The sequence below is a fragment of the Pseudomonas fluorescens genome (assembly GCF_004683905.1).
In the GTDB taxonomy this organism is placed as follows: Bacteria; Pseudomonadota; Gammaproteobacteria; order Pseudomonadales; family Pseudomonadaceae; genus Aquipseudomonas; species Aquipseudomonas putida_A.
Genome location: NZ_CP038438.1, coordinates 2,907,105 through 2,930,624, shown reverse-complemented (window position 1 = coordinate 2,930,624; position 23,520 = coordinate 2,907,105). Strand labels below are relative to the sequence as shown.

The window sequence follows — 23,520 nt, the reverse complement described above, 5'->3', positions numbered from 1 at the left end:
AGTTCAGGAGCATTGCGATGAGTACCGACGATAAACGCATCCGCGAGTTCGCCTATCAGATCTGGGAATCGGAGGGCAAACCTGAAGGTCATGAAGCGCGTCATTGGGAAATGGCGCGCAAACTGGCCGAAGCCGAGGCCCTCGCGCCGAAGAAGTCGCCAAAGGCTGCGGGCAGTAAAACCGCCGGCAAGACTGCGACCGGCAAAGCCAGCGAAAGCAAGACCCCGGCGGCCAAGCCTAAGGCGCCTGCCGACGCCAAAGCCAAGCCTTCCAGCGCCGCCAAAGTGATTCCACCGGGCGAAAAAGCCGCCGAGAAAAAGCCGCGCGCCCCACGCAAGCCCCCGGCCAACTGACACACCCGGATTATTGAACTGAATGACCGTGTGGCGGGTTCGCTCGCCACACAGGGACAACTCGTCCTCAGGAAACCTCAAACACCCCCTGTCAGGGACAGATGTCTGTGGTGAGAGGATTTATCCCCGATCGGCTGCGAAGCAGTCGCAGGGCCGCTGCGCGACCCATCGGGGATAAATCCCCTCACCACAGATTCTGTTCCCACAGTTGATCCGTTATTCGAACCAACCCGTTTTGCAGGAGCAATCATGTCCAGTCCAAAAAAAGCCGAGCCCGCAGCGCACGCTGAGCCGTCCAGAATCCGTGAAGGTCTGCCCTTCCCGCTCGGCGCCACCTGGGATGGTCTGGGGGTGAACTTTGCGCTGTTTTCCGCCAACGCCACCAAGGTCGAGCTGTGCATCTTCGACGATGCCGGCGAAGTCGAACTCGAGCGCATCGAACTGCCGGAATACACCGACGAGATCTACCACGGCTATCTGCCCGATGCCCATCCGGGGCTGATCTACGGCTACCGCGTGTATGGCCCGTATGACCCGGCGAACGGCCATCGCTTCAACCACAACAAACTGCTGATCGATCCGTACGCCAAACAACTGGTCGGCGAGTTGAAATGGTCGGAGGCGCTGTTCGGCTACACCATCGGCCACCCCGACGCCGACCTCAGTTTCGATGAGCGCGACAGCGCGCCGTTCGTGCCCAAGTGCAAGGTCATCGACCCGGCGCACACCTGGGGCAACGACCACCGCGTCAGCGTGCCGTGGGACAAAACCATCATCTATGAAACCCACGTACGCGGCATCAGCATGCGTCACCCATCGGTGCCGGAGAACGTGCGCGGTACCTTTGCCGGGTTGATGGTCGACGACGTGCTCGAGCACATCCGCAAACTCGGCGTGTCGAGTGTGGAATTGCTCCCGATCCATGCCTTCGTCAACGACCAGCATTTGCTGCACAAGGGCATGACCAACTACTGGGGCTACAACAGCATCGCCTTCTTCGCCCCGGATCCGCGTTACCTGGCCAGCGGCAAGATCGCCGAGTTCAAGGAGATGGTCGCGCACCTGCACGAGGCCAATCTGGAAGTGATCCTCGACGTGGTCTACAACCACACCGCCGAGGGCAACGAACAAGGCCCGACCCTGTCGATGCGCGGCATCGACAACGCCTCCTACTATCGCCTGATGCCGGACGACAAGCGCTACTACATCAACGATTCCGGCACCGGCAACACCCTCGACCTCAGTCACCCGTGCGTGCTGCAGATGGTCACCGACTCGCTGCGTTATTGGGCCAGCGAGATGCACGTCGACGGTTTCCGCTTCGATCTGGCAACCATTCTCGGGCGCTATCACGACGGTTTCGACGAGCGCCACAGCTTCCTCGTCGCCTGCCGTCAGGACCCGGTGCTGCGTCAGGTGAAAATGATCGCCGAGCCGTGGGATTGCGGTCCCGGTGGCTATCAGGTCGGCAACTTCCCGCCGGGCTGGGTCGAGTGGAACGACAAATTCCGCGACACCGTGCGCGCGTTCTGGAAAGGCGACGACGGCCAGGTTGCCGACTTCGCCAGCCGCATGACCGCGTCCGGCGAGATGTTCAACCAGCGCGGGCGGCGGCCGTACTCGTCGGTGAACTTCATCACCGCGCATGACGGTTTCACCCTCAACGATCTGGTGTCGTACAACGACAAGCACAACGAAGCCAACGACGAGAACAACCAGGATGGCAGCAACAACAACCTGTCATGGAACCACGGCGTCGAAGGCCCGACCGACGACCCGGAGATCAATGCGCTGCGCCATCGGCAGATGCGCAACTTCTTCGCCACGCTGCTGCTATCGCAAGGCACACCGATGATCGTCGCCGGCGACGAATTCGCCCGCACCCAGGACGGCAACAACAACGCCTATTGCCAGGACAGCGAGATCGGCTGGGTCAACTGGGACCTGAGCGAGGACGGCAAGGCGCTGCTCAAATTCGTCAAACGCCTGATCAAGTTGCGTATGGCTTATCCGATCCTGCGCCGGGGCCGTTTCCTGGTCGGCGAGTACAACGAGGACATCGGCGTCAAGGACGTCACCTGGCTGGCGCCGGACGGCACCGAGATGACCACCGAACACTGGCATGACGCGCACAACCGTTGCCTGGGCATGCTGCTCGACGGTCGCGCGCAGGAAACCGGGATCCGCCGCAAAGGTGCCGATGCGACGCTGCTGCTGGTGGTCAACGCCCATCACGACATCGTCAACTTCAGCCTGCCGGAAGTGCCGGAAGGCAGTTTCTGGACCTGCATGATCGACACCAATCAGCCATCGATTCGCGGTCAGGAACGCTTCGAGTTCGGCCATGAGTATTCGGTCACCGGGCGTTCGTTGCTGCTGTTCGAACTGCAACGCGAAGAAGAAGACTGATATGGACCTGCACAGTTATCTGGCGCGCCGCCCGCCGGACTATCACGACACCGCCGCACTCGGCCATTGCCTGCGGGCGCTGGTCGAGGCCGGTCTGGATCAGTTGCCGTTACCGGGCAGCGGCCGCACGCTGGAGCGTTTTCAGCGTCTGGCTGAAGTCGGCGGACATGATCTGGGCTTGTGCAAACTCTACGAAGGCCACACCGACGCATTGGCGATCATCGAACAACTCGGTGGTTCGCCCACGCCGGGCAGCACCTGGGGCATGTGGGCGGCTGAACCACCGCAGGCGCGGGTGCAGGTGCGCCCGGCCGGGCACATGGTGCGCCTCGACGGGCGCAAGGCCTGGTGCTCCGGGGCGGCGGTGCTCAGCCATGCGCTGCTCACCGCGTGGGACGCCGAAGACCGTCAGCAACTGGTGGCAGTAGCGCTGGATCAACCGGGAGTGAACATTACCGATCAGGGCTGGCAAGCGGTCGGCATGGGCGCCACCGGCAGCGTCGAAGTGCTGTTCGACGGCGCCGAGGCCCAGGCCATCGGCGAACCCGGCGACTACCTGAATCGTCCGGGTTTCTGGCAAGGCGGGATCGGCATTGCCGCGTGCTGGTACGGCGCGGCGCGGCAGATCTCCGAGGCGCTACGTCAACACTGCGCGCAACGTCAGGAGCCGCATGCCCTCGCCCACCTCGGTGCGGTCGATGCGGCGCTGTACGCAGCGGCCAATGTGCTGCGTTTCAGTGCGTTGCACATTGATGCGCATCCCGAAGCCGATGCCGAACTGTTGGCCCGGCGTGCCCGCGCCGTGGTCGAGCAATCGGCTGAACAAGTGATGCGCGAGACCGGTCGGGCACTGGGTGCCGCTCCGTTCTGCAAGGATCGGCACTTCGCCCGGTTGAGCGCCGATCTGCCGGTGTTCCTGCGCCAGAGCCATGCCGAGCGTGATCTGGCGGCCCTTGGCCAAACGCTGGCTGAACACCCCGAGGAGGCCTGGACGCTATGAATGCCGTGCACAAACCCGATCCGATCATCGGCCACCAAGGCACTTCGCTGCTGCAATGGCAACATTCCCGGCACCTGGCGGCGCTGGACAGCGTCGATGTCCTCAGCCTGGTGCCACCGGGCGCGCGGGCGGTGATTGTCGCCCCGCACCCGGACGACGAAGTGCTCGGTTGCGGCGGGATGTTGCAGTTGCTGGCCGCCGCCGGGCGTCAGTTGCAACTGATCTCGGTCACCGATGGCAGCGCCAGTCATCCCGGCTCCGAGCGCTGGCCGGTAGAACGCCTTAGCGTGGTGCGGCCGCAGGAATCGGCCGAAGCCCTGCGCCGCCTCGGCGTGCCGTTGCACCGGATGAAATGGCTGCGCGGCGGTTTCAGCGATAGCCAGGTCGCAGCAGATGAGCCGTCTCTGGTCGCGTTCATCGAACGCCACCTGCGCCCCGGCGACGTGGTGTTCAGCACTTGGTGCGAGGACGGCCACTGCGATCACGAAGCTGCCGGCCGCGCCAGTATCGAAGCTGCGCGGCGGGTCGGCGCAACCTGCCACGAATTGCCGGTCTGGACCTGGCACTGGGCCTCCCCCGAAGACGCTTCGGTGCCGTGGCAGCGCGCGCGCAAGATTCTGTTGTCCCCTGAGCAAGTGGCGCGCAAACGCCACGCGGTGCATGCCTTTGCCAGTCAGCTGGAAGGCGACCCGCAAGCCGGGCTGCAACCGGTATTGGCGCCGTACGTGCTGGATCGTCTGCTGCAACCGTTTGAAGTGGTGTTCCTATGAGTGTCGATGATCGTTACTTCGACGGATTATTCAGCGCTAACGATGATCCCTGGGCCTTCCGCGAGCGCTGGTACGAACAGCGCAAACGCGCTATCACCCTCGCCGCCCTGCCTCGCGCGCATTATCGGGCGATCTTCGAACCCGGTTGCGCCAATGGCGAACTCAGCGCCGAGCTCGCCGAGCGCTGCGACCGCCTGCTGTGTTGCGACACCGCCAGTGCCGCGGTGAATCTGGCGCGTACCCGATTGAGCCTGTTTGACCATGCCGAGGTGCGCCAAAGTCGCTTGCCCGGTGACTGGCCGGAGGAAAAATTCGACCTGATTGTATTTAGCGAAATCGGCTACTACCTCGATGCCCAGGATCTGACAGAAGTGATCCGCCGCATCAGTGAATCCCTGACGGCTGACGGCCAGTTGCTGGCCTGCCACTGGCGCCCGCCCATCGATGGCTGCCCGCTCAACGCGCGGCAGGTACATGACCTGATTCACGAGCAATTACCGCTACCGCGTCTGGCGCTGCATCAGGAAGCCGACTTCATTCTTGAAGTCTGGAGCCGTGAGCCGCGCTCGGTGGCCGCATTGGAGGGCCTGCGATGATCGGCATTCTGATTCCCGCGCACAACGAGCAAGACCTGCTCGAACAGTGCCTGAGCGCCGCCGTACGCGCCAGCAAACACGGGCTGCTGGCCGGCGAACCGGTCGAAGTGCTGGTGGTGCTCGACAGCTGCACCGATCGCTCGGCGCAGATTGTCAGCGGCTTTCCGGTACTGAGTCTGCACATCGACGCGCGTAACGTTGGCCAAGCCCGAGCCGCTGGCGCGCAGGTGTTGCTGGAGCGTGGCGCGCGCTGGATCTCCTGCACCGACGCCGACAGCCGTGTGGCCGAGGACTGGCTGGTGGCACAGTTGGGGCTGGGTGCGGATGCGGTCTGCGGCACGGTGACCGTCGAACATTGGGATCCGTCATTCGACGAAAGCGCGCAAATCCGTTATCACAGTCACTATCAGGCGCGGGACGGGCATCGCCATATCCACGGCGCCAATCTTGGGGTCAGTGCCGATGCTTATCGTTGGGCCGGGGGGTTCGCCCCCTTGACCTGCGATGAGGACGTGCAACTGGTGCGGCAACTGGAATTGCTCGGTGCCGACATCGCCTGGAGCCATCGCCCGCAAGTGCACACCAGCGCCCGTCTGGACAGCCGTGCCCGGGGCGGTTTCGGGGACTACCTGCGAAAATTGGTACAGTTAGACATAAAAAAAGCGGATCAGATTGATCTGTAACGCGACGAACCGGTTTTCATGAGCAATACTCTGCTGCGCGGCAATCCAGGGTTGGGAGCGTCGCACAGCAATCCATTCGCCTTCACGGGTCGAGCGCACCTGCTTTTGCACGGTGCAGATTCGGCTGAGGGCCTGACTCGACAAGGACGTAGCACCCATGAAACCGTTATTCCTCAACGAAAACCCGCCGCCGGTACAGATCTGGAACAGTGCCCCGCAGCTAGACAACATTCCCGTCATCAACACCCATAGCCTCGTTCCCCGCGGTGCTCGCGCCGTCGTCGTCGCCCCGCATCCGGGTGATGAAGTGGTGACCTGTGGCGGCCTCCTGCAATTGCTCTCCAGCCTTGGCCATCCGCTGCAACTGCTGTCGATCACTGACGGCAGCGCCAGCCATCCCGGCTCGCGACAGTGGTCGGAAAAACGCCTGAGCGTATTCCGTCCGCAAGAAAGCGTCGAAGCCCTGCGTCGGCTCGGCCTGCCGATGCACAGTCTGAAATGGGTGCGAGGCGGATTTACCGACAACGCGCTGCTCGAACGCGAGACCGAAATCACCAGCTTCATCGCGCGTTATCTGCGCCCCGGCGACGTGGTGTTCAGCACTTGGCGCAACGACGGCAACGACGACCACGAAGCGGTCGGACGTGCGAGTGCCAAAGCGGCGGCGCAAGCCGGAGCCACCTATCACGACGTGGCGGTCTGGGCCTGGCACTGGCCGGAGCGCGAGCAGAGCCTGATCCCCTGGGATCGTGCACGCAAACTGCGCCTCGACACCTGGACCGTGGCGCGCAAAAGCCACGCCACCCACGCCTATGCCAGCCAGCTCAAGGGCGAACCCGCGATCGGCATCGCGCCGATGCTGCCGCCGGTGATCCTCGAGCGGATGCGCCTGCCCTACGAAATTGTCTTCATCTGACACACCCATCCCCTGTGGGAGCGGGCTTGCTCGCGAAAGCGTCGGTTCAGTCACCTGTGATGTTGAATGTGCCGGCCTATTCGCGAGCGAGCCCGCTCCCACATTGATATGCGGCGAGCCAGTGGCTATGGCTCACGACCGTTCATCGCAAATACCTCCCTACCTGTAATTTCTGACAGTAGCCAGAGCCGTCATCTTCAGCGCTGAATAACTCCATGCCCTTTGTCTCCCGACAGTTCGCTTGGAGTTCCGTCCATGCTCGTTCAGCCCAAGAAGAAAATCTCTGCTCCCCATTCATTGCTGGACCCGATAGTGCTCGGGCGCCTCCTGCCTTCCGGCCAGTGGGGGATCAACCGGGCGGCGGTGTTCACTTTTCCCGACCTCGGCCTGCTTGTCGTGATCCCCGTCTGGGCCAACAAGGCTGTCGGCGACACCGCCAAGCTGCTGCTCAATGGCCGTGAGGTCGACGGACGTTCCATCATTGACGAGGCAGAGCTCAAGCAACCGACCCTCTTGTGGGTGGCTCCCCGTCATCTGCAGACAGGTCCTTACCAACTCACCTACGAAATCAAACAGCTCAATCAAAAAGAAGAGCGTCCGGACAAGCCCCTCAACCTCTTCGTCAAACTGGAACTCCCCGGTGGCCAGGACATCGACCCGGACCCTGGTCACTCCAACCTGTACATGTACATTCCCCCGGAAATCGTCAACGGCGGGGTGGACAAAGACGTTGCCGAAGCGGGGGTGCCGATTGTCATCAGGTCCGCGGCCGGCGGCTTGCCTTACCCTGACATCGCGGAGGGCGACGTCATTCATCTCAGTTGGGGTGGCTTTTTTGAGTATTCCACACCGGTGACCCTGGAGCAGATCAACGATCCAGCGGCAAACCCGATATTAATCACGGTCTCCAAAGCCACTATTAAAGAGGCTGGTGACACCGACCTCTTCGGTCTGGCGGTCACCTTCAAGGTGCGCGACATCGTCGGCAATGAATCGGAAGACTGGTGCAAGGAAACCCGCATCGTCGTCACCACCGGCATCGACCTGCTGGCCGCACCGATTGTTCAGGAAGCCGTCAACAACAAGCTCGACGCCGATAAACAGGGCGATAACGACATCACGGTGCATGTCACGGCCGACCGACCAGACTTCGAGATGAATGACATCATTCACTTGACCATGTTCGGCACCACCACGGAGGGCGAAAAAGTCGAAGTCACCGCCCTGCCCCAGACCGTCGACAATATCCCGCATAACTACGAGTTCAAGCTGTCCATTGCGGCCGTGCGTAAACTGGTCAATACCCAGGTCAGTTTCTTCTATCGGCTGGAACGCAGCGGCAGCAGTGACCCGTTAGGCTCAAAAAGGCAGTTTGTACAAGTCACCGGCGCAGCCCACCGCCTGGCCGCACCGATCATCGAAGAAGCCGAGGGTGACTTCATCGATCCCACGAAGACCCCCATCAACGTCCGCATTCCGTTCGATCCGGCCATCGAGTACGGCATGGGCATTGAGCTGTTCCTGTTGGGTAAAAGCCCGGACGGCAGCACCTTCCTGCCTGAGTTGGAGTGGCACATTCCGGAGGAGGATGAAGTCGAGAATCCCGAAGGTTTTGTCATCACCGTCAATGACTACAACCTCAAGCTCCTTGACGGCGGAACCCTGAAGGGGTGGTACGACCTGCTGATAGCCGAAGGCGACGAGATCCTCAGACGGGAGTCGCTGCACACGAAATTGCTCAATGTGGGTGAACCGAAATTCGAGCTGGACGCCCCCATTGTCCTCGGGGTGGCGAACGGCTTCCTCGACCCGGCCACACTGCCCGGCGGTACCAGTAAACTGACCATCCCCAGGCCTGTGGTGAAGCCATGGGTAGCCAACGACGAGGCCACCTGGAAGTGGGTGGGCGACATCTCCGGCGAGGAACCCGGGTCCCGCACATTCAATGCCGTAACCGCCCAACAAGACTGGGTCATCAACCTGGACGCCGCCTTCGTCGCCCAGCACATCGAACCGAACCGCGGCAGCAAGATCACCGTCCGCTACCAGCTCTGGCGCCATGCCACAGATGAGACCAGCCTTTCGAATCCATTGGTGTTCACCGTGGGCGTCGCGCTGGAACTGCTCGCCCCCTCGATCAAGGAGAACAACGGCGACAGCGCACTCAACCCGCTGCTGGTCAGGGACACCTTGACCATCGTGGTGCCGGACAACAGCGCGTTGCTGCCAAACCATGAAATCAGCGTCACCTGGACTGGCGCTGACGGCACACCGGCCGACGGGTCGCACACCTCAGTGCCGCGCGCGGTAAGCGAAGGGCTTGAGTTTGCGATCCCCAACAGCGTGGTGGCGTTCAATCTGGGTAAGCAGGTAAAAATCTCCTACGTCGTCATCATTGATGGTCATCCAACACCGTCCCGGGAATTTGACCTGACGGTGCAAGTAATGCCGCAGAGCGCGTTGGCCGGCCCCACCATCGAGCAGGCCGACAACAACGGCGCCGGCCCGGAACTGCATACCGGCAACCTGACCGAAGCGTCCGTACGCATGGGTGACTGGCCGCTGATCGCCCTCAACCAATACGTCTGGTTGCGCCTGCACGGGACCAATGCCGACGGCAGCGCCTACGTGCGCGAGATCTGGAGCGCGCCGACGGCCGGCACCAACCCCGACTGGATCGCTGACCGGTTCTTCACTGTTTCGCTTCCAGTCGATGAGCTCAAAGCTCTGCAGGATGGCAGCGGCCTGGCACTGGTGTTTAAAGCGGCGCTTGGGCAGAGCACGGTGGAGAGTGAGGCGGTGGAGTTTCCAGCGCGCACTTACACGATCAAAGCGGCTCTTGCTCTGGTTATCAATACCGAGCCTGTATCGCTTGGCGGCTGGATTTTCCGTTCCGATCACACTCCCACAAATCCTCCGGGTGGCAGTTTTGTCGACAGGCAGGCAAGCGGGGGCGTCCCACCCTATCAATACTCATCAAGCAACTCAGCGGCCGCAGAAGTGAATATCACCAATGGTCGGGTGATTTCCAAAGGCAACGGTACCGCTGTCATTACGGTTCGCGATAGTGCAAACCAGACGGTGTCCTACCCTGTTTCAGTCTCGAACGTATATCGAATCTTTGGAACCGGCGCGTTCAATACCTATACCCAATGCAGCAATGCGGCGGCTAATCAGCGTGGGCGAATTCCGTCCTTGGCGGAGTGGCGTTCATATATCAGCACCTATGCGGGCTTAGCGACAGACCATGTATGGTGCTGGGCGGCTGATTCGGCCGGCCTTGGCAAACGCTGGGCGATTTATCCGGCCACAGGAGAAGCGAAGGTTTTAAGAGATCTGGGTTTTGGAGGCGACACGGCGCACGGGTACGGCATCAGGTAATCCGGGCTTGATACCCCGTAACCGTCACCTATTCAGGACAATCTGAATACAACGGATAAGGATAGGGATTTATCTGATGGCAATCGCGAGCAGGCTCGCTCATGCAATGGATCTTGCCGGGCACTTAACCAGTGACCAACGCAGATCCACTGTGGGAGCGGGCTTGCTCGCGAAGAGGCCATTACTGCTGTCGGCTATTCCTTTGGCACAACATTATCCAGCGCCTGATTCACCGCCAACTCCCCCAGCATCACTACCTGCGCAATGCCCAGCGCCGTATTGCGACTGGGCCCGTCCAGCGTCCCGGCGAAGTCACCGAGCATGACCGTGACCGAGGCCAGGGATTCGCAGGCGTTGGCCAGCAGGGATTCGGTGTCGGTTTGTGGATTGACGAGGAACATGCTGCTGGGGGTGTATGGCGTCGCCATGATTTGCGCGGGTGCGAGGTAGTGGTCGAGGGCGCGTTCGGCGGCTTCGTGGAGCTTTCTGGAGTTGAGGGATTCGTAGGGGGATAGCGGGTCTGTGGTCGGTGGGTTGGGCTTGGGTTCGGGCATCAGATGGAACTCCGATCGAGGTACTTTGAAAGGATGATGACCTGTAGGCGCTGCCGCAGGTTCGGGCCGCGTTCGGACGATCTTTTGAGGTTGCTTTTAAAAAACAAAGTCAAAAGATCGCAGCCTTCGGCAGCTCCTACAGGGGGATCGGGCAGTTAGTTCGGCACGCGGCGGCCGTCCAGTACCCGGTTGACCATCAGTTCACTGAGCATGATCACCTGATGCAGCATCAGCATCGCCCGGCGCTGTGGGTGGTCGACGACGTCGCCAATATCGCGGGCCATGTCGCTGGCGGCGGCTAATGATTCGCAGGCTTCGACGAGCAACGTTTCTTCGTCCACGGTGGGGTCGATGAGGAAGATTCTGTTCGCCTTGCATGACGAGGTTGAAGGGATCGAGATCTTCAATGCGCCGGGGTTGAGGTAGAAGTTGATGGCGCGGTCGGTTGCCGCTTTTATCTTCTGCGGGTCGAGGGCTGGGTCGTACGGGATTGAGGTATCCGGGGGGTTGGGTGTGGCTTTGAACATGGATGAAACTCCGTATCGAGAAATAGGAGCCATCACCCTCGCTACCAAACGATGGGTGGCGGCCATGCGCGGGTTGGTAGACCGGTCGATACGGAACCCGGCGCTCACGAATGAGCCCCACGCATGTCCACCATAAAACTGAGCCCCAAAAAGAGGCTGCATAAGGTGACGCCATACGACCGTACCGAAATGGGCTACCAAACCCGATCACTGTTTTCCAGCGACAGGGAAACGATAAGCCCAACGCATAGCCGTGTAAGCCGGCGGATTCTGGCGTACGCGTAGGTAACGGCGCAAGGCGTTGTAGCCGTTATGGCGTAACGGTTCGTGTATTTTAAACGTGGTTGCGGGGTTATGTTTATTTGCGGGGTTTGCCCTGTTGTTTTGATTTTGTCTGATAGGCCGCTTTCGCGAGCAAGCCCGCTCCCACAGTTTGACCGAGTGCATTCAGTCAGAGATTGGTCGATCGGGAGGCCGCTTTCGCGAGCAGGCTCGCTCCCACAGGTTTTCTGGCGGCTCTGGTGATTTGTAATACGGCCTGAGGCATCTGGAAGGAACTGCCCGCTCACAGACCAGTCGCATGAACAGGAAGCCGTTTTTTCAGAGGAGTGAACGTGTCCAGCGATCCCAAGCGTCACGCCGTCGACGCACCCGTCATCCATCGCCTGCGCGTGTTGACGGTCAACACTCACAAGGGTTTTACCGCCCTCAACCGGCGCTTCATCCTGCCGGAACTGCGCGAAGCGGTGCGCAGCACCTCGGCTGATCTGGTGTTTCTGCAGGAGGTGGTGGGCGAACACGAGCGACATTCCAATCGCTACCACGAGTGGCCGCAAACCTCGCAATACGAATTTCTCGCCGACAGCATGTGGAGCGACTTTGCCTACGGGCGCAACGCGGTGTACCCCGATGGTCATCATGGCAATGCCCTGCTGTCGAAATACCCGATCCGCGAATACCGCAACCTCGACGTGTCGATCACCGGCCCCGAGCGCAGAGGCCTGCTGCACTGCGTGCTGGACGTACCGGGCCACGCCGAAGTGCACGCGATCTGCGTGCACCTGAGTCTGCTGGAAAGCCACCGCCAATTGCAGTTGCAGCTGCTTTGCCAGTTGCTCGAATCATTGCCCGACGATGCACCGGTGATCATTGCCGGCGACTTCAATGACTGGCAGCTGCAGGGCAATGCCGCCCTCGCCCGCCGCGATTACCTGCACGAAGCCTTCGAACGCCACCACGGCCGCCCGGCCAAGACCTACCCTGCGCGTTTTCCACTGCTGCGCCTGGACCGCATCTACCTGCGCAATGCCAGCAGCCACGACCCGCAGATCCTCGGCAACAAGCCGTGGACACACTTGTCGGATCATTTGCCGCTGGCGGTGGAAGTGCACCTGTAATCCTGCTGCGGCAGCGATCCCCGGATCACCGAAAACGCCTGTGGGAGCAGGCTTGCCCGCGATGACGGCGGATCAGGCAACACAGATGATGTTGAATGTTCCGACCTCTTCGCGAGCAAGCTCACTCCCACAGGGTTAGCGGTGTCTGGATCAACCCTCCGGCTTGAGAATCAACACCGCCAGCGGCGGCAGATTCAGCTCCAGCGACAACGACTGGCCATGGCTCGGCACCTCTTCGGTAAATGCCCCGCCGCCATTGCCATAGTTGGACCCGGCGTAAGTGTCGGCATCACTGTTGAGCAACTCCGCCCAGCGCCCGGCAAACGGCACCCCGACCCGGTACGACTGACGCGGCACCGGAGTAAAGTTGGCCACCACCAGCACCGGTTTGCCGTCCTTGCTCCAGCGCAGCCACGCGTACACGCTGTTGATCGCGTCATCGCCAATCAGCCACTGGAAACCCTGCGGCGCATCGTCCTGATCGTGCAGCGCCGGTTCTTCGCGGTACAGGCGGTTGAGGTCGCCGACCAGTTTCTGCACGCCTTTGTGTTCCGAGTATTGCAGCAGGTACCAGTCCAGTTGCTGATCGTGATTCCACTCGCGCCACTGGCCGAATTCGCAGCCCATGAACAACAGCTTCTTGCCCGGATGGGTCCACATGAAACTCAGATAGGCGCGCAGGTTGGCGAATTTCTGCCAGCGGTCGCCGGGCATCTTGTCGATCAGCGAGTGCTTGCCGTGCACCACTTCGTCGTGGGAGATCGGCAGGATGAAGCGCTCGGACCAGGCATAGACCAGACCAAAACTCAGTTCGTTGTGATGGTGCGCGCGGTACACCGGATCCTGCTGGATGTAGTGCAGCGAGTCGTGCATCCAGCCCATGTTCCATTTGTAGGCGAAACCGAGACCACCCTGCTGGGTGCTCTGACTGACGCCCGGCCATGCGGTGGACTCCTCGGCGATCACCAGCGCCCCCGGGGCCTCCAGCTCGACCACGTCATTCAAGTGACGAAGGAAATCGATCGCCTCGAGATTCTCGCGCCCGCCGTGACGGTTCGGCACCCATTCGCCGGCCTTGCGCGAATAGTCGCGATAAAGCATCGAGGCCACCGCATCAACGCGCAGACCGTCGATATGGAAATGCTTCAACCAGTGCAAGGCCGACGCCAGCATGTAGCCGTGAACTTCGGTACGCCCGAGGTTGTAGATCAGCGTGTCCCAATCTTGGTGAAAGCCTTCCAGCGGGTTGCCATATTCGTACAGTGCGGTGCCGTCGAACTGCGCCAGACCGTGAGTATCTGTGGGGAAATGCGCCGGCACCCAGTCGAGGATCACGCCGATATCGGCGCGGTGACAGGCGTCGACGAACTCACCGAACTGCTCTGGCGTGCCGTATCGGGCACTCGGGGCGAATTGCGAGAGCAACTGATAACCCCATGAGCCGCCAAACGGGTGCTCCATGATCGGCATCAGTTCGATGTGGGTGAAACCCAGTTCCTTGACGTAAGGGATCAGCCGTTCGGCCAGTTCCGGCCAGGTGTACTGGCGGGCGACTTCGCCCAGATCGTCCAGTTCGCACTGCCACGAGCCGGCATGCAATTCGTAGATCGACAGCGGCGCTGAATGCTTCTGCCGTTCGCGACGGCCGTTCATCCAGTCCTGATCCTGCCAGTTGATCTGCAGCGGTGCGGCGACTTTCGACGCGGTGTCCGGCGGCAGGCTGGTGGCCAGGGCCATCGGGTCGGCCTTCAGCGGCAGGATGCCGTGGGCGCCAAGGATTTCGTACTTGTACAACTCCCCTGCTTGCAGGCGCGGAATGAACAACTCCCAGACCCCGGACGGATGGCGCAGGCGCATCGGATGGCGACGACCATCCCACACGTTGAAATCACCGACCACCGACACTCGGCGAGCATTCGGCGCCCACACGGCAAAACGCACACCGTCGACGCCATCGACGGTGGTCAGTTGCGCGCCGAGGCAACTGCTGAGGTCGCGGTGATTGCCTTCAGCGAACAGATACAAATCCATTTCGCCGAGCAACTGGCCGAAGCTGTACGGATCTTCCGCCACCTGTTCGCCGCCGGCCCAACGCGTGCGCAGCAGATACGGCCGCGCCTGATCGAAGTGACCGACAAACAATCCCGGTGTTTCGGTGGCTTGCAGTTCGCCGCGTTCTTCACCGCTGTCCTTGTCCAGCACTTCGACTTTCAATGCACCCGGCAGATAAGCGCGGATGAACTGCCCACCGGCACCATCACCGTGCGGGCCGAGAATGGAAAACGGGTCGTGGTGTTCCGCGCGCACCAGGGCGTCGATGTCCCGCGCCGCCGGCAATAACGCTTCTTTAGCGTGACCCTGTTCCTTGTTCGAGAAACTCATGACTACTCTCCACCAAGATCGGAAAAGGGTTTAAGCCCCGTCAATAACCCATACAAACCGTGCAACGGCACGGGCAGCCACGTGGGGCGATTTTCGGCTTCATAGGCCACTTCATAGGCCGCCTTCTCCAGGCCGAACAGCGCAAGCGCAGCGTCGGCACCCGCAGGATCCTGCCAGGCATGATCAAGACTAGCTGCCGCTTGGCGATATGCCTGAACAAATGCCTCGCGCGCCTCACGCAGGTAGCGCTCGGCAACCCGATGCCGGGCCGCTTCGGACTCTGGACTGTGATCGACGTTGTGCACGTTGATCGTCATCGCCGCCGCGTAATCGAAGGAACGCAGCACGCCGCTGACGTCCTTGTACGGACTGTGTTTGCCGCGCCGTTCGTGCAGCGGCCGCGCCGGTTCACCCTCGAAATCGATCAGATAGGCATCGCCCTTGATCACCAGCACCTGACCCAAATGCAAGTCGCCGTGGACGCGAATCCGCAAGCCGCCAACGGCTTTCTGCGAAAGTTCCTGCACATGGCCGAGGATGACTTTTTTGTTGTCCAGCAGCCGCGCGACCATTTTCTGATCCGCCGCGCTCAGATGACTTTGATGTTGCTTGAGCAGCTTCAAGGCATGCTCGACCTGCGCCGCGACGTCCTTGCCAGTGGCTTGGGCGTCCTTGGCGCTGGTGGTTTGCGGGGCGAAGTCGGGGTTGTTGCTTGGCGCCGCCAGCACCTGGTGCATTTCGCCCAGACGCTGGCCGAGCATGCCGGCAAAGTCCTTCAGTTCGCCGAGGGCGTTGTAATGCTGTTCCTGCTCGGACATCGCGTCCGCCAGCTCATCACGCAACGCCCGTTCGAGGTTGTTCTGCGTCCATTCCCAGGCATCGCCCTGATTGCTCAGATAGCCTTGGGCGATCATCAGCAGGTTGTCTTCGCCCGCGCCATCGCGGCGGATCACCGAGCCGAGCAGCGGCGAGATGTTGGCGAAACCGGCCTCGGTCAGGTACGCGCTCATTTCCAGTTCCGGGTGAACACCCGAGGCGACCTTGCGGATCAGCTTCAGCACCAGACTGTTGCCGATCACCACCGAACTGTTCGATTGCTCGGCCGACAGATAACGCACCTCGGATTCGGCGCCAAGGCCGAGTTTTTCCAGTTGCGCGGTCGGCGCGAAACGAATCTCGCCCTGTTCGGAATTGAGCACGGTGTTGCTCTGCATGCCTTGCAGCACCGCGTGCACGAACGTTTCGAGGCTGAACGCATCAGTGATCAGACCGACCTGACGCCCGCGACGAACCCGGGACAACGCCAGTTGCTGCGGCAACGCCGGCCCGACCTGATCTTCAGCGATGAAGCCGAACGGCAGTTGATAGCGGCTGGTCTGCCCGGCGCTGGTGACTTCGATCTCGCTGAGCAACACCGGATGCTGCGCATCGCCGAAGCGCACGCCGTAGGCCAGATTGACCTGTTCGATGGCTGCGTCCTTGCCGGCGAACCAGCGGCGGTTCTGCAGCCAGCTCGGCAGAATGCTCTGCTCCAGCGTGTTGCGGGTCGGCGTTTCGAGCAGTTCTTCCATGCGTTTTTTCAGCACCAGGGTGGTGAAGTCCGGCAGGCTCTGCGCCGGCTCCACGTGCCAGCTCGGCATCTGGTTTTCCGTGGCTAGGGCGAACCAGTAGAAACCATACGGCGCCAGGGTCAGGAGGAAATTCAACTGGCCGATTGGCGGGAACGCGTTACCGCCGAGCATCTCCACCGGGACCATGCCGACGTAGGCCGACAGATCGAGTTCTGCTGCCTGCGCGCTGCGCGAGACGTTGGCCACGCAAAGAATGATTTCGTGCTTGCCGTCGGCGTCGGTGAACTCGCGGGTGTAGGCCAGAATCCGTCGGTTGCTCGGCGAAAGCATCTTCAGCGTGCCACGACCGAACGCCTTGGACTGCTTGCGCACGGCAAGCATGCGTCGCGTCCAGTTCAGCAGCGAGTGCGGGTCGCCGGCCTGGGTTTCGACGTTGACCGACAGATAACCGTATTGCGGATCCATGATTGGCGGCAGCACCAGACTGGCCGGATCGGCGCGGGAGAAGCCGCCGTTGCGGTCAATAGACCATTGCATCGGAGTACGCACACCGTCGCGGTCGCCGAGGTAGATGTTGTCGCCCATGCCGATTTCGTCGCCGTAATACAACGTCGGCGTGCCGGGCATCGACAGCAGCAGGCTGTTGAGCAACTCGACACGGCGGCGGTCACGCTCCATCAACGGCGCCAGACGCCGACGAATGCCAAGGTTGATCCGCGCGCGACGGTCAGCGGCGTAGTAGTTCCACAGGTAGTCGCGCTCCTTGTCGGTGACCATCTCCAGCGTCAACTCATCGTGGTTACGCAGGAAGATTGCCCACTGGCAGTTGGCAGGAATTTCCGGGGTTTGCCGCAGAATGTCGGTGATCGGGAAGCGATCTTCCTGGGCCAGCGCCATGTACATGCGCGGCATCAGCGGGAAGTGAAAGGCCATGTGGCATTCGTCACCGTTGACGCCCTCGGCATCGGTGTCGCCGAAGTACAGCTGGGTGTCTTCCGGCCATTGGTTGGCCTCGGCCAGCAGCATGCGGTCCGGGTAATTGGCATCGATCTCGGCACGGATCTGCTTGAGGACATCGTGGGTCTCGGGCAGGTTTTCGTTATTGGTGCCGTCGCGCTCGATCAGGTACGGAATCGCGTCGAGGCGCAGGCCGTCGATGCCCATGTCCAGCCAGTAACGCATCACCGACAGCACCGCTTTCATCACTTGCGGATTGTCGAAGTTGAGGTCGGGCTGGTGCGAATAGAAACGGTGCCAGAAGTACTGACCGGCGACCGGATCCCAGGTCCAGTTCGACTTCTCGGTGTCGAGGAAGATGATCCGCGTGCCGTCGTACTTCTGATCGTCATCCGACCACACATAGAAGTCGCGCGCCGCCGAACCGGGCTTGGCCTTGCGCGCCCGCTGGAACCACGGGTGCTGATCCGAGGTGTGGTTGATGACCAACTCGGTGATCACCCGCAAACCACGCTTGTGCGCCTCGGCGATAAAGCGCTTGGCGTCGGCCATGGTCCCGTAGTCGCTGTGTACGCCGCGGTATTCGGCGATGTCATAGCCGTCATCGCGACGTGGCGACGGGTAGAACGGCAGCAGCCAGATGGTGTTGACGCCGAGTTCGGCGATGTAATCGAGTTTGGCGATCAGGCCGGGAAAGTCGCCGATCCCGTCGTTGTTGGAGTCGAAAAACGATTTGACGTGAACTTGATAGATCACCGCATCCTTGTACCAGAGCGGGTCTTTGATAAAGGTGGCTGCCTTGGGTTTCTTCGCCATGTGAAACTCCTGTTCAATTCTGTCAGACCACACGGATGCCCTGTGATGAGGGGCTCTGTGGTGAGGGGATTCATCCCCGACGGGCTGCGAAGCGGCCCTGCTTTTATTCAGTTTTACCCGGTTGTTCTTTGTGGCTGCTGCGCAGCCAGTCGGGGATGAATCCCCTCACCACAAGTTTTTGAGCAAGGTCTTACGCGGCAGTAATCCGCCAGATCCCGAACGGCTGGTACGCCGGGTCAATGCGCATGAATTGATACTTGCCATGCCAGTCCCAGCGATGCCCGTTCATCAAGTCTTCACCGTGGGTGGTTGCGTCGTCGGGCAGGCCCATCTCCCACAGCGGCAGTTCGAAATTGGCTTCCTGCACGTTGTGCGGATCGAGGCTCACCGCCACCAGAATGAAATTGCTGCCGTCGAAGCTGCGCTTGCCGAAGTACAGAATGTTGTCGTTCCAGGCGTTGTAGACCTTCAGCCCCAGGTGCGTGTGCAGCGCCGGGTTCTGCCGGCGGATGCGATTGAGCTGGGCGATTTCGGCAATGATGTTGCCCGGCGCATTGAAGTCGCGGACGCGGATCTCGTACTTCTCCGAATCGAGGTATTCCTCCTTGCCCGGCACCGGCGCCGCTTCGCACAACTCATAACCGGAATACATGCCCCACAAGCCCGAGCCCATGGTCGCCAGCGCCGCGCGGATCAGAAACCCCGGCCGCCCCGACTCATGCAGGAACGCCGGGTTGATGTCCGGCGTGTTGACGAAGAAGTTCGGCCGGTAGCATTCACGCCACGGCGACTCGTTGAGTTCACTGAAGTAAGTCGCCAGCTCCGACTTGGTGTTGCGCCAGGTGAAATAGGTATAACTCTGGGAATAACCGACCTTGCCCAGCCGCGCCATCATCGCCGGCGTGGTGAACGCCTCGGCGAGGAAGATCACTTCCGGGTGCAGCGCCCGCACATCGGCGATCAGCCATTGCCAGAACGGCAGCGGCTTGGTGTGCGGATTGTCGACGCGGAAGATTTTCACACCTTCGTTGACCCAGCCGACGACGATATCGCGCAGTTCCACCCAGAGGCTGGGGATCGCATCCGGCGCATAGAAGTCGACGTTGACGATGTCCTGGTATTTCTTCGGCGGGTTTTCCGCGTATTTGATCGTGCCGTCCGGGCGCCAGTTGAACCAGCCTGGATGCTGCTTGAGCCACGGGTGATCCTGCGAACACTGGATGGCGAAATCGAGGGCGATTTCCAGGCCATGCTCAGCGGCGGCGGCGACCAACCGACGGAAATCTTCGCGAGTGCCGAGCTGCGAGTGAATCGCCTCGTGGCCGCCCTCCTCACTACCGATCGCGTACGGACTGCCCGGATCATCCGGGCCGGCGGTCAGGGAATTGTTGCGGCCCTTGCGGTGGGCGCGGCCGATCGGGTGGATCGGCGTGAAGTACAACACGTCAAAACCCATGTCCTGAATCATCGGCAGGCGCGAGTGCACGTCGTTGAACGTGCCGTGACGCTTGGGATCGTCGGTGATCGAGCGCGGAAACAGCTCGTACCAACTGGCAAACTCGGCCAGTTCCCGTTCGACATCCACCGGGAATTCGGCGCTCAGGCTCAGATAGGCACGGTGATCGGCCTGCGCCATCAATTGCGCACTGCGCGAGTGCAGAAACAGCGCCACCTGCTCGGTTTCGAGCAGGCCGGACAATTCATAATGCAGTGCGGCGAGTTGCTCGCTGAGCTGACCGTCGCTGCGCTCGGCGGCCTGCAGCACCATGCTGCGCCCTTCCTGCAGTTCGAGCGACACCGGGACGGCGGCGTTGTGCTTCTTCTCCAGTTCGTACTGGAAACTGGCGAAATGGTCGATCCACGCTTCGATGCAGTACAGATAGCGACCCTGGCGGTCCGGACGAAACTGCCCCTGCCAACTGTTATTGCCCAGCTCGTTCATCACCTCGCTGTGCCAGCTCTCTTCGCCCTCCGCACGCCAGCGGATGCGCACGGCCAGCTTGTCATGGCCGTCGGCGAAGACCTTGCTGGTGACGATCACTTCACGCTCGACGATCGACTTCACGGCAAACTGCCCGCCATCGAGGGTCGGCATAGTGTTTTCGATCACGATGCGCGGCAGCAGCAACGCCTGCGACAGCGGCATGTGCGGGTTGTAGCTCTGCTCTGAAGGTTTTTCAGCAGACATCGAGCATCTCTCCTTAACGCCCCAAGGACGCTCTTGTGCCGGAACAGTGTTCACAATGAGGCACCGGCCCCGACTTGAACTCACTTAGGTTCCGAGCGACCGGCGCGGGGAAAAGTTCACAGGGATTTGTCTGGACAGAAAAGCGGATCGAATTCATCACACGGTGGTCAATCCACTTAAGCACTTCTCACGCCATGTGCCACACGGAGGTCTACAGATGAACATCCCGATCCCGGCCGAAACGCCTGATCCGAACATCGACAAACCCACCCTGCCCGAGACCGAGCCGCAGCCGATTCCCGAGCAGGAACCCCCAGGCACCACGCCACCGCCGAAGGAAGAGCCGCCGACGACGATGCCGCCCGTGATCGTTTAAGCACCCAGCCGATCGTTCCCACCCACCATGGGAACGATCGGTTACAGGTGCTGGTTTTTCTCCCCATCCTTCTCAAACATCCTGACCACCCGTGGCATCACGCTGAAAATCCCCAGCGCCAGCAAAGTGCTGAGCAGCGCCGTCGCTTCCCTGCCCAACCCGGCCGCCACGCCGATCGCCGCCGTCATCCACAATCCGGCTGCCGTGGTCAGTCCTTTCACGTGCCCTTCGTCACCTTCCTGATTCTTCAAAATCGTCCCGGCGCCCAAAAAGCCGATCCCGGCGATCACTCCCTGCAACACCCGGCTCATCGCATCGGATTCAGCCCCTGAGGTCTGCGGCACCAGCACAAACAGCGCCGCCCCCAACGCCACCAGCATGTGCGTACGCACCCCGGCAGCCTTGCCCTTATGCTCACGTTCGAAACCGAGAATTCCGCCCAGCACCGCCGCCATCAACAGGCGCACGGTAATGCGCGTCAGTTGCGAAGCATCGCCGACGTCGGCGAACTCCGCTTGCAGCGTCACCCACACTTCATGCCACCAGGCGTTCATCGCTCCCTCCTTTCTTATTGGTCGTTAGTGGATGGACAGCAGCGACCATTAATCAGTTGCGCAGAACGATCGGCCACGCGCGCGCCCTAACCTCTTAGGTACCCATGAAAAAAGGACAGCCTCATGCCCGTTCGAATCGATGAATCCAACCCCGAATCAAAAGTGTGTTTTTTCACCGTCGAAAATGGAGAAGAAATTCGTATCTGCGACACCCTGGAAGTCAAAACGGATAGCGAAAAAGCCATGTCGTTCGTAGAGATTGAAAACCGGCGCATTTACATCACCGAAGCAGAAGCCGACGCCTTGACCGTCGCCGGTGCGAAGGATGGCCGCAAGCACCTGAAGGCTGACGAGAGTGATTCGGTGATTTGACTGACCCTGATCAACATCCGGCGCAGACGCCTGCGATAGGCGTTTGCGCCTGCGCCTGCGGGCTGCTTCAAGTTGTCGCAGGATGTGTGCCCAGAGCCATCTGATACGCTTTTTATTAAAATAGCTGAGTCTGTTATGCAAACAGATCGGCGCTCATAGTTCGCTCGCCTGATGGAGGCTGATGAGCGAATGACCATGAGCGAACAAATCCCCGTCCGAACCGTAGAAGCAAGCCCCACCATAAAAAATGTGCCTGGTCGCCCGATGAAGGCGAAGGCCGGCTCCACCGACAATCACATCCACACCCGCAGTTTCACCGGCCTGTTCCGCACCTTGCGCATCAGCGGCGCGGGCTTTCTCTTTTTGCTGTTCTTCGGCACCGTGTGGCTGAACTGGGGCGGTCGTCAGGCCGTGCTGTGGGACTTGGCCGAAAGCAAATTCCACATCTTCGGCGCGACCTTCTGGCCACAGGATTTCATCTTGCTCTCGGCGCTGCTGATCATTGCTGCGTTCGGTCTGTTCGCCATCACCGTGTTCGCCGGCCGGGTCTGGTGCGGTTACACCTGCCCGCAGAGCTCGTGGACGTGGATCTTCATGTGGTGCGAAAAAGTCACCGAGGGCGAACGCAACCAGCGGATCAAACTGCAAGCGGCGCCCTGGAGCCTGAACAAACTGGCCCGGCGCGCGGCCAAGCACACTCTGTGGCTGGCGATCAGCGTGATGACCGGGCTGACGTTTGTCGGCTACTTCACGCCGATCCGGCCGCTGGCCGAAGAGCTGTTCACCCTGCAGATCGGCGGGGTCAGTCTGTTCTGGGTACTGTTCTTCACCGCCGCCACTTACATCAACGCCGGTTGGCTGCGCGAAGCGGTGTGCATGCATATGTGCCCGTATGCGCGGTTCCAGAGCGTGATGTTCGACAAGGACACCCTGGCGATATCCTACGACGTCGCCCGTGGCGAAAACCGTGGCCCGCGCAAACGCGACGTGAAACCTGCCGAAGCCGGCCTCGGTGATTGCATCGATTGCCAGTTGTGCGTGCAGGTATGCCCGACCGGCATCGACATCCGCGATGGCCTGCAGATGGAATGCATCGGCTGCGCAGCGTGCATCGACGCCTGTGATTCGATCATGGACAAAATGAATTACCCGCGCGGCCTGATCCGCTACAGTTCCGAACGCGAATTGCAGGGCGGCAAGACCCACCTGCTGCGGCCTCGGCTGATTGGTTATGTCGCGGTGCTGCTGGTGATGATCGGCGCACTGGCGCTGGCCTTGGTTGAGCGGCCGATGGTCTCGCTGGACGTGACCAAGGATCGTGGGCTGTTTCGCGAGAACGGTCAGGGCCAGATCGAAAACATCTACACCCTCAAGGTCATCAACAAGACCCAGCAGCGCCAGGACTACACCCTGAGCCTGGTGGACGGCGACGGCTTCCAGTTGCAGGGCAAGACCGAACTGAGCCTGGCGCCGGGAGAGATTGTCGATGTGCCCGTATCGGTGGCGATGACCACGGAACGCCCGGCCAGCAGCTCGCAGACCTTGAGCTTCAAGATCGCCGACAGCGACGAGCCCGAGATTTATAGCGTGGCGAAAAGCAGGTTTGTGGCGCCGATGAATCGCTGAGCCGTTAGAATCCTCCCCCTCACCCCAGCCCTTTCCCCCCAGGGGGCGAGGGGGAAAGGGAGCAGATCTCAGTGGCTTTCAAACCCGAGTTC

18 protein-coding genes are annotated in these 23,520 nt (G+C 61.0%); 12 read left to right on the top strand and 6 right to left on the bottom strand.

All coding sequences use genetic code 11. The features are described 5' to 3' along the window. Positions 1–17: 17 nt before the first annotated feature. The 8 genes from E4T63_RS13360 (at position 18) to E4T63_RS13325 (ending at position 10,108) form a co-directional block, all read left to right on the top strand. Positions 18–353, top strand: coding sequence for a DUF2934 domain-containing protein (locus E4T63_RS13360; protein WP_027612042.1), 336 nt, complete (start codon positions 18–20; stop codon positions 351–353). Between the two features lie 249 nt (positions 354–602). Beyond that, positions 603–2,762 carry a glycogen debranching protein GlgX gene (glgX, locus tag E4T63_RS13355; RefSeq protein WP_135295714.1) on the top strand — a complete coding sequence of 720 codons (2,160 nt, stop codon included), beginning with the start codon at positions 603–605 and terminating at the stop codon, positions 2,760–2,762. A 1-nt stretch (position 2,763) separates the two neighbouring features. After that, entirely contained in the window at positions 2,764–3,762 is a 999-nt protein-coding gene (locus E4T63_RS13350; protein ID WP_098963926.1) for an acyl-CoA dehydrogenase family protein, read from the top strand. Further along, the gene (locus E4T63_RS13345) at positions 3,759–4,532 is read left to right on the top strand and encodes a PIG-L deacetylase family protein (protein ID WP_135295713.1); all 774 of its coding nucleotides are present in this window, start codon (positions 3,759–3,761) and stop codon (positions 4,530–4,532) included. The genes E4T63_RS13350 and E4T63_RS13345 overlap by 4 nt, the downstream gene beginning before the upstream one ends. Then, positions 4,529–5,128: an SAM-dependent methyltransferase gene (locus tag E4T63_RS13340; RefSeq protein WP_049827864.1), complete on the top strand. Its 600-nt coding sequence runs from the start codon at positions 4,529–4,531 to the stop codon at positions 5,126–5,128. Before E4T63_RS13345 ends, E4T63_RS13340 begins: the two co-directional genes overlap by 4 nt. Then, on the top strand, positions 5,125–5,811 hold the full coding sequence (locus tag E4T63_RS13335; RefSeq protein ID WP_135295712.1) for a glycosyltransferase: 687 nt from the start codon (positions 5,125–5,127) through the stop codon (positions 5,809–5,811). Before E4T63_RS13340 ends, E4T63_RS13335 begins: the two co-directional genes overlap by 4 nt. Positions 5,812–5,968: 157 nt before the next feature. Next, on the top strand, positions 5,969–6,727 hold the full coding sequence (locus E4T63_RS13330) for a PIG-L deacetylase family protein (protein ID WP_095135586.1): 759 nt from the start codon (positions 5,969–5,971) through the stop codon (positions 6,725–6,727). Positions 6,728–6,982: 255 nt separating this feature from the next. Next, complete coding sequence (locus E4T63_RS13325; RefSeq protein ID WP_135295711.1) at positions 6,983–10,108, top strand: hypothetical protein; 3,126 nt, start codon at positions 6,983–6,985, stop codon at positions 10,106–10,108. Between the two features lie 194 nt (positions 10,109–10,302). On the opposite strand, the gene E4T63_RS13320 is transcribed toward E4T63_RS13325, so the two are convergent. Together E4T63_RS13320 and E4T63_RS13310 are read right to left on the bottom strand one after the other, a co-directional pair. Then, positions 10,303–10,662 (bottom strand): DUF6124 family protein, encoded by a 360-nt coding sequence (locus tag E4T63_RS13320; protein ID WP_135295710.1) that lies wholly within the window; start codon positions 10,660–10,662, stop codon positions 10,303–10,305. 155 nt (positions 10,663–10,817) lie between these two features. Beyond that, positions 10,818–11,189, bottom strand: a complete 372-nt coding sequence (locus E4T63_RS13310; protein ID WP_135295709.1) for a DUF6124 family protein — start codon at positions 11,187–11,189, stop codon at positions 10,818–10,820. Between the two features lie 614 nt (positions 11,190–11,803). Between E4T63_RS13310 and E4T63_RS13305 the strand changes: the two genes are divergently transcribed. Next, entirely contained in the window at positions 11,804–12,586 is a 783-nt protein-coding gene (locus E4T63_RS13305) for an endonuclease/exonuclease/phosphatase family protein (protein WP_098963919.1), read from the top strand. A gap of 150 nt (positions 12,587–12,736) precedes the next feature. On the opposite strand, the gene glgB is transcribed toward E4T63_RS13305, so the two are convergent. The 3 genes from glgB to E4T63_RS13285 form a co-directional block, all read right to left on the bottom strand. Then, on the bottom strand, positions 12,737–14,968 hold the full coding sequence (glgB, locus tag E4T63_RS13295; protein ID WP_135295708.1) for a 1,4-alpha-glucan branching protein GlgB: 2,232 nt from the start codon (positions 14,966–14,968) through the stop codon (positions 12,737–12,739). 2 nt (positions 14,969–14,970) lie between these two features. After that, positions 14,971–18,312, bottom strand: a complete 3,342-nt coding sequence (gene treS / locus E4T63_RS13290; RefSeq protein ID WP_135295707.1) for a maltose alpha-D-glucosyltransferase — start codon at positions 18,310–18,312, stop codon at positions 14,971–14,973. A gap of 190 nt (positions 18,313–18,502) precedes the next feature. After that, positions 18,503–20,500 (bottom strand): alpha-1,4-glucan--maltose-1-phosphate maltosyltransferase, encoded by a 1,998-nt coding sequence (locus E4T63_RS13285; RefSeq protein ID WP_135295706.1) that lies wholly within the window; start codon positions 20,498–20,500, stop codon positions 18,503–18,505. 217 nt (positions 20,501–20,717) lie between these two features. Between E4T63_RS13285 and E4T63_RS28525 the strand changes: the two genes are divergently transcribed. Next, entirely contained in the window at positions 20,718–20,876 is a 159-nt protein-coding gene (locus E4T63_RS28525; RefSeq protein WP_003224520.1) for a hypothetical protein, read from the top strand. 41 nt (positions 20,877–20,917) lie between these two features. Here E4T63_RS28525 and E4T63_RS13280 read toward each other — a convergent pair whose 3' ends face one another. Further along, positions 20,918–21,430 carry an MgtC/SapB family protein gene (locus E4T63_RS13280; RefSeq protein WP_027613723.1) on the bottom strand — a complete coding sequence of 171 codons (513 nt, stop codon included), beginning with the start codon at positions 21,428–21,430 and terminating at the stop codon, positions 20,918–20,920. Between the two features lie 123 nt (positions 21,431–21,553). Here E4T63_RS13280 and E4T63_RS13275 point away from each other — a divergent pair, with 123 nt between their 5' ends. Together E4T63_RS13275 and ccoG are read left to right on the top strand one after the other, a co-directional pair. Next, positions 21,554–21,802: a DUF3203 family protein gene (locus E4T63_RS13275; RefSeq protein ID WP_135295705.1), complete on the top strand. Its 249-nt coding sequence runs from the start codon at positions 21,554–21,556 to the stop codon at positions 21,800–21,802. Between the two features lie 195 nt (positions 21,803–21,997). Next, complete coding sequence (gene ccoG, locus E4T63_RS13270) at positions 21,998–23,428, top strand: cytochrome c oxidase accessory protein CcoG (protein WP_135295704.1); 1,431 nt, start codon at positions 21,998–22,000, stop codon at positions 23,426–23,428. The last annotated feature ends 92 nt before the right edge of the window (positions 23,429–23,520 follow it).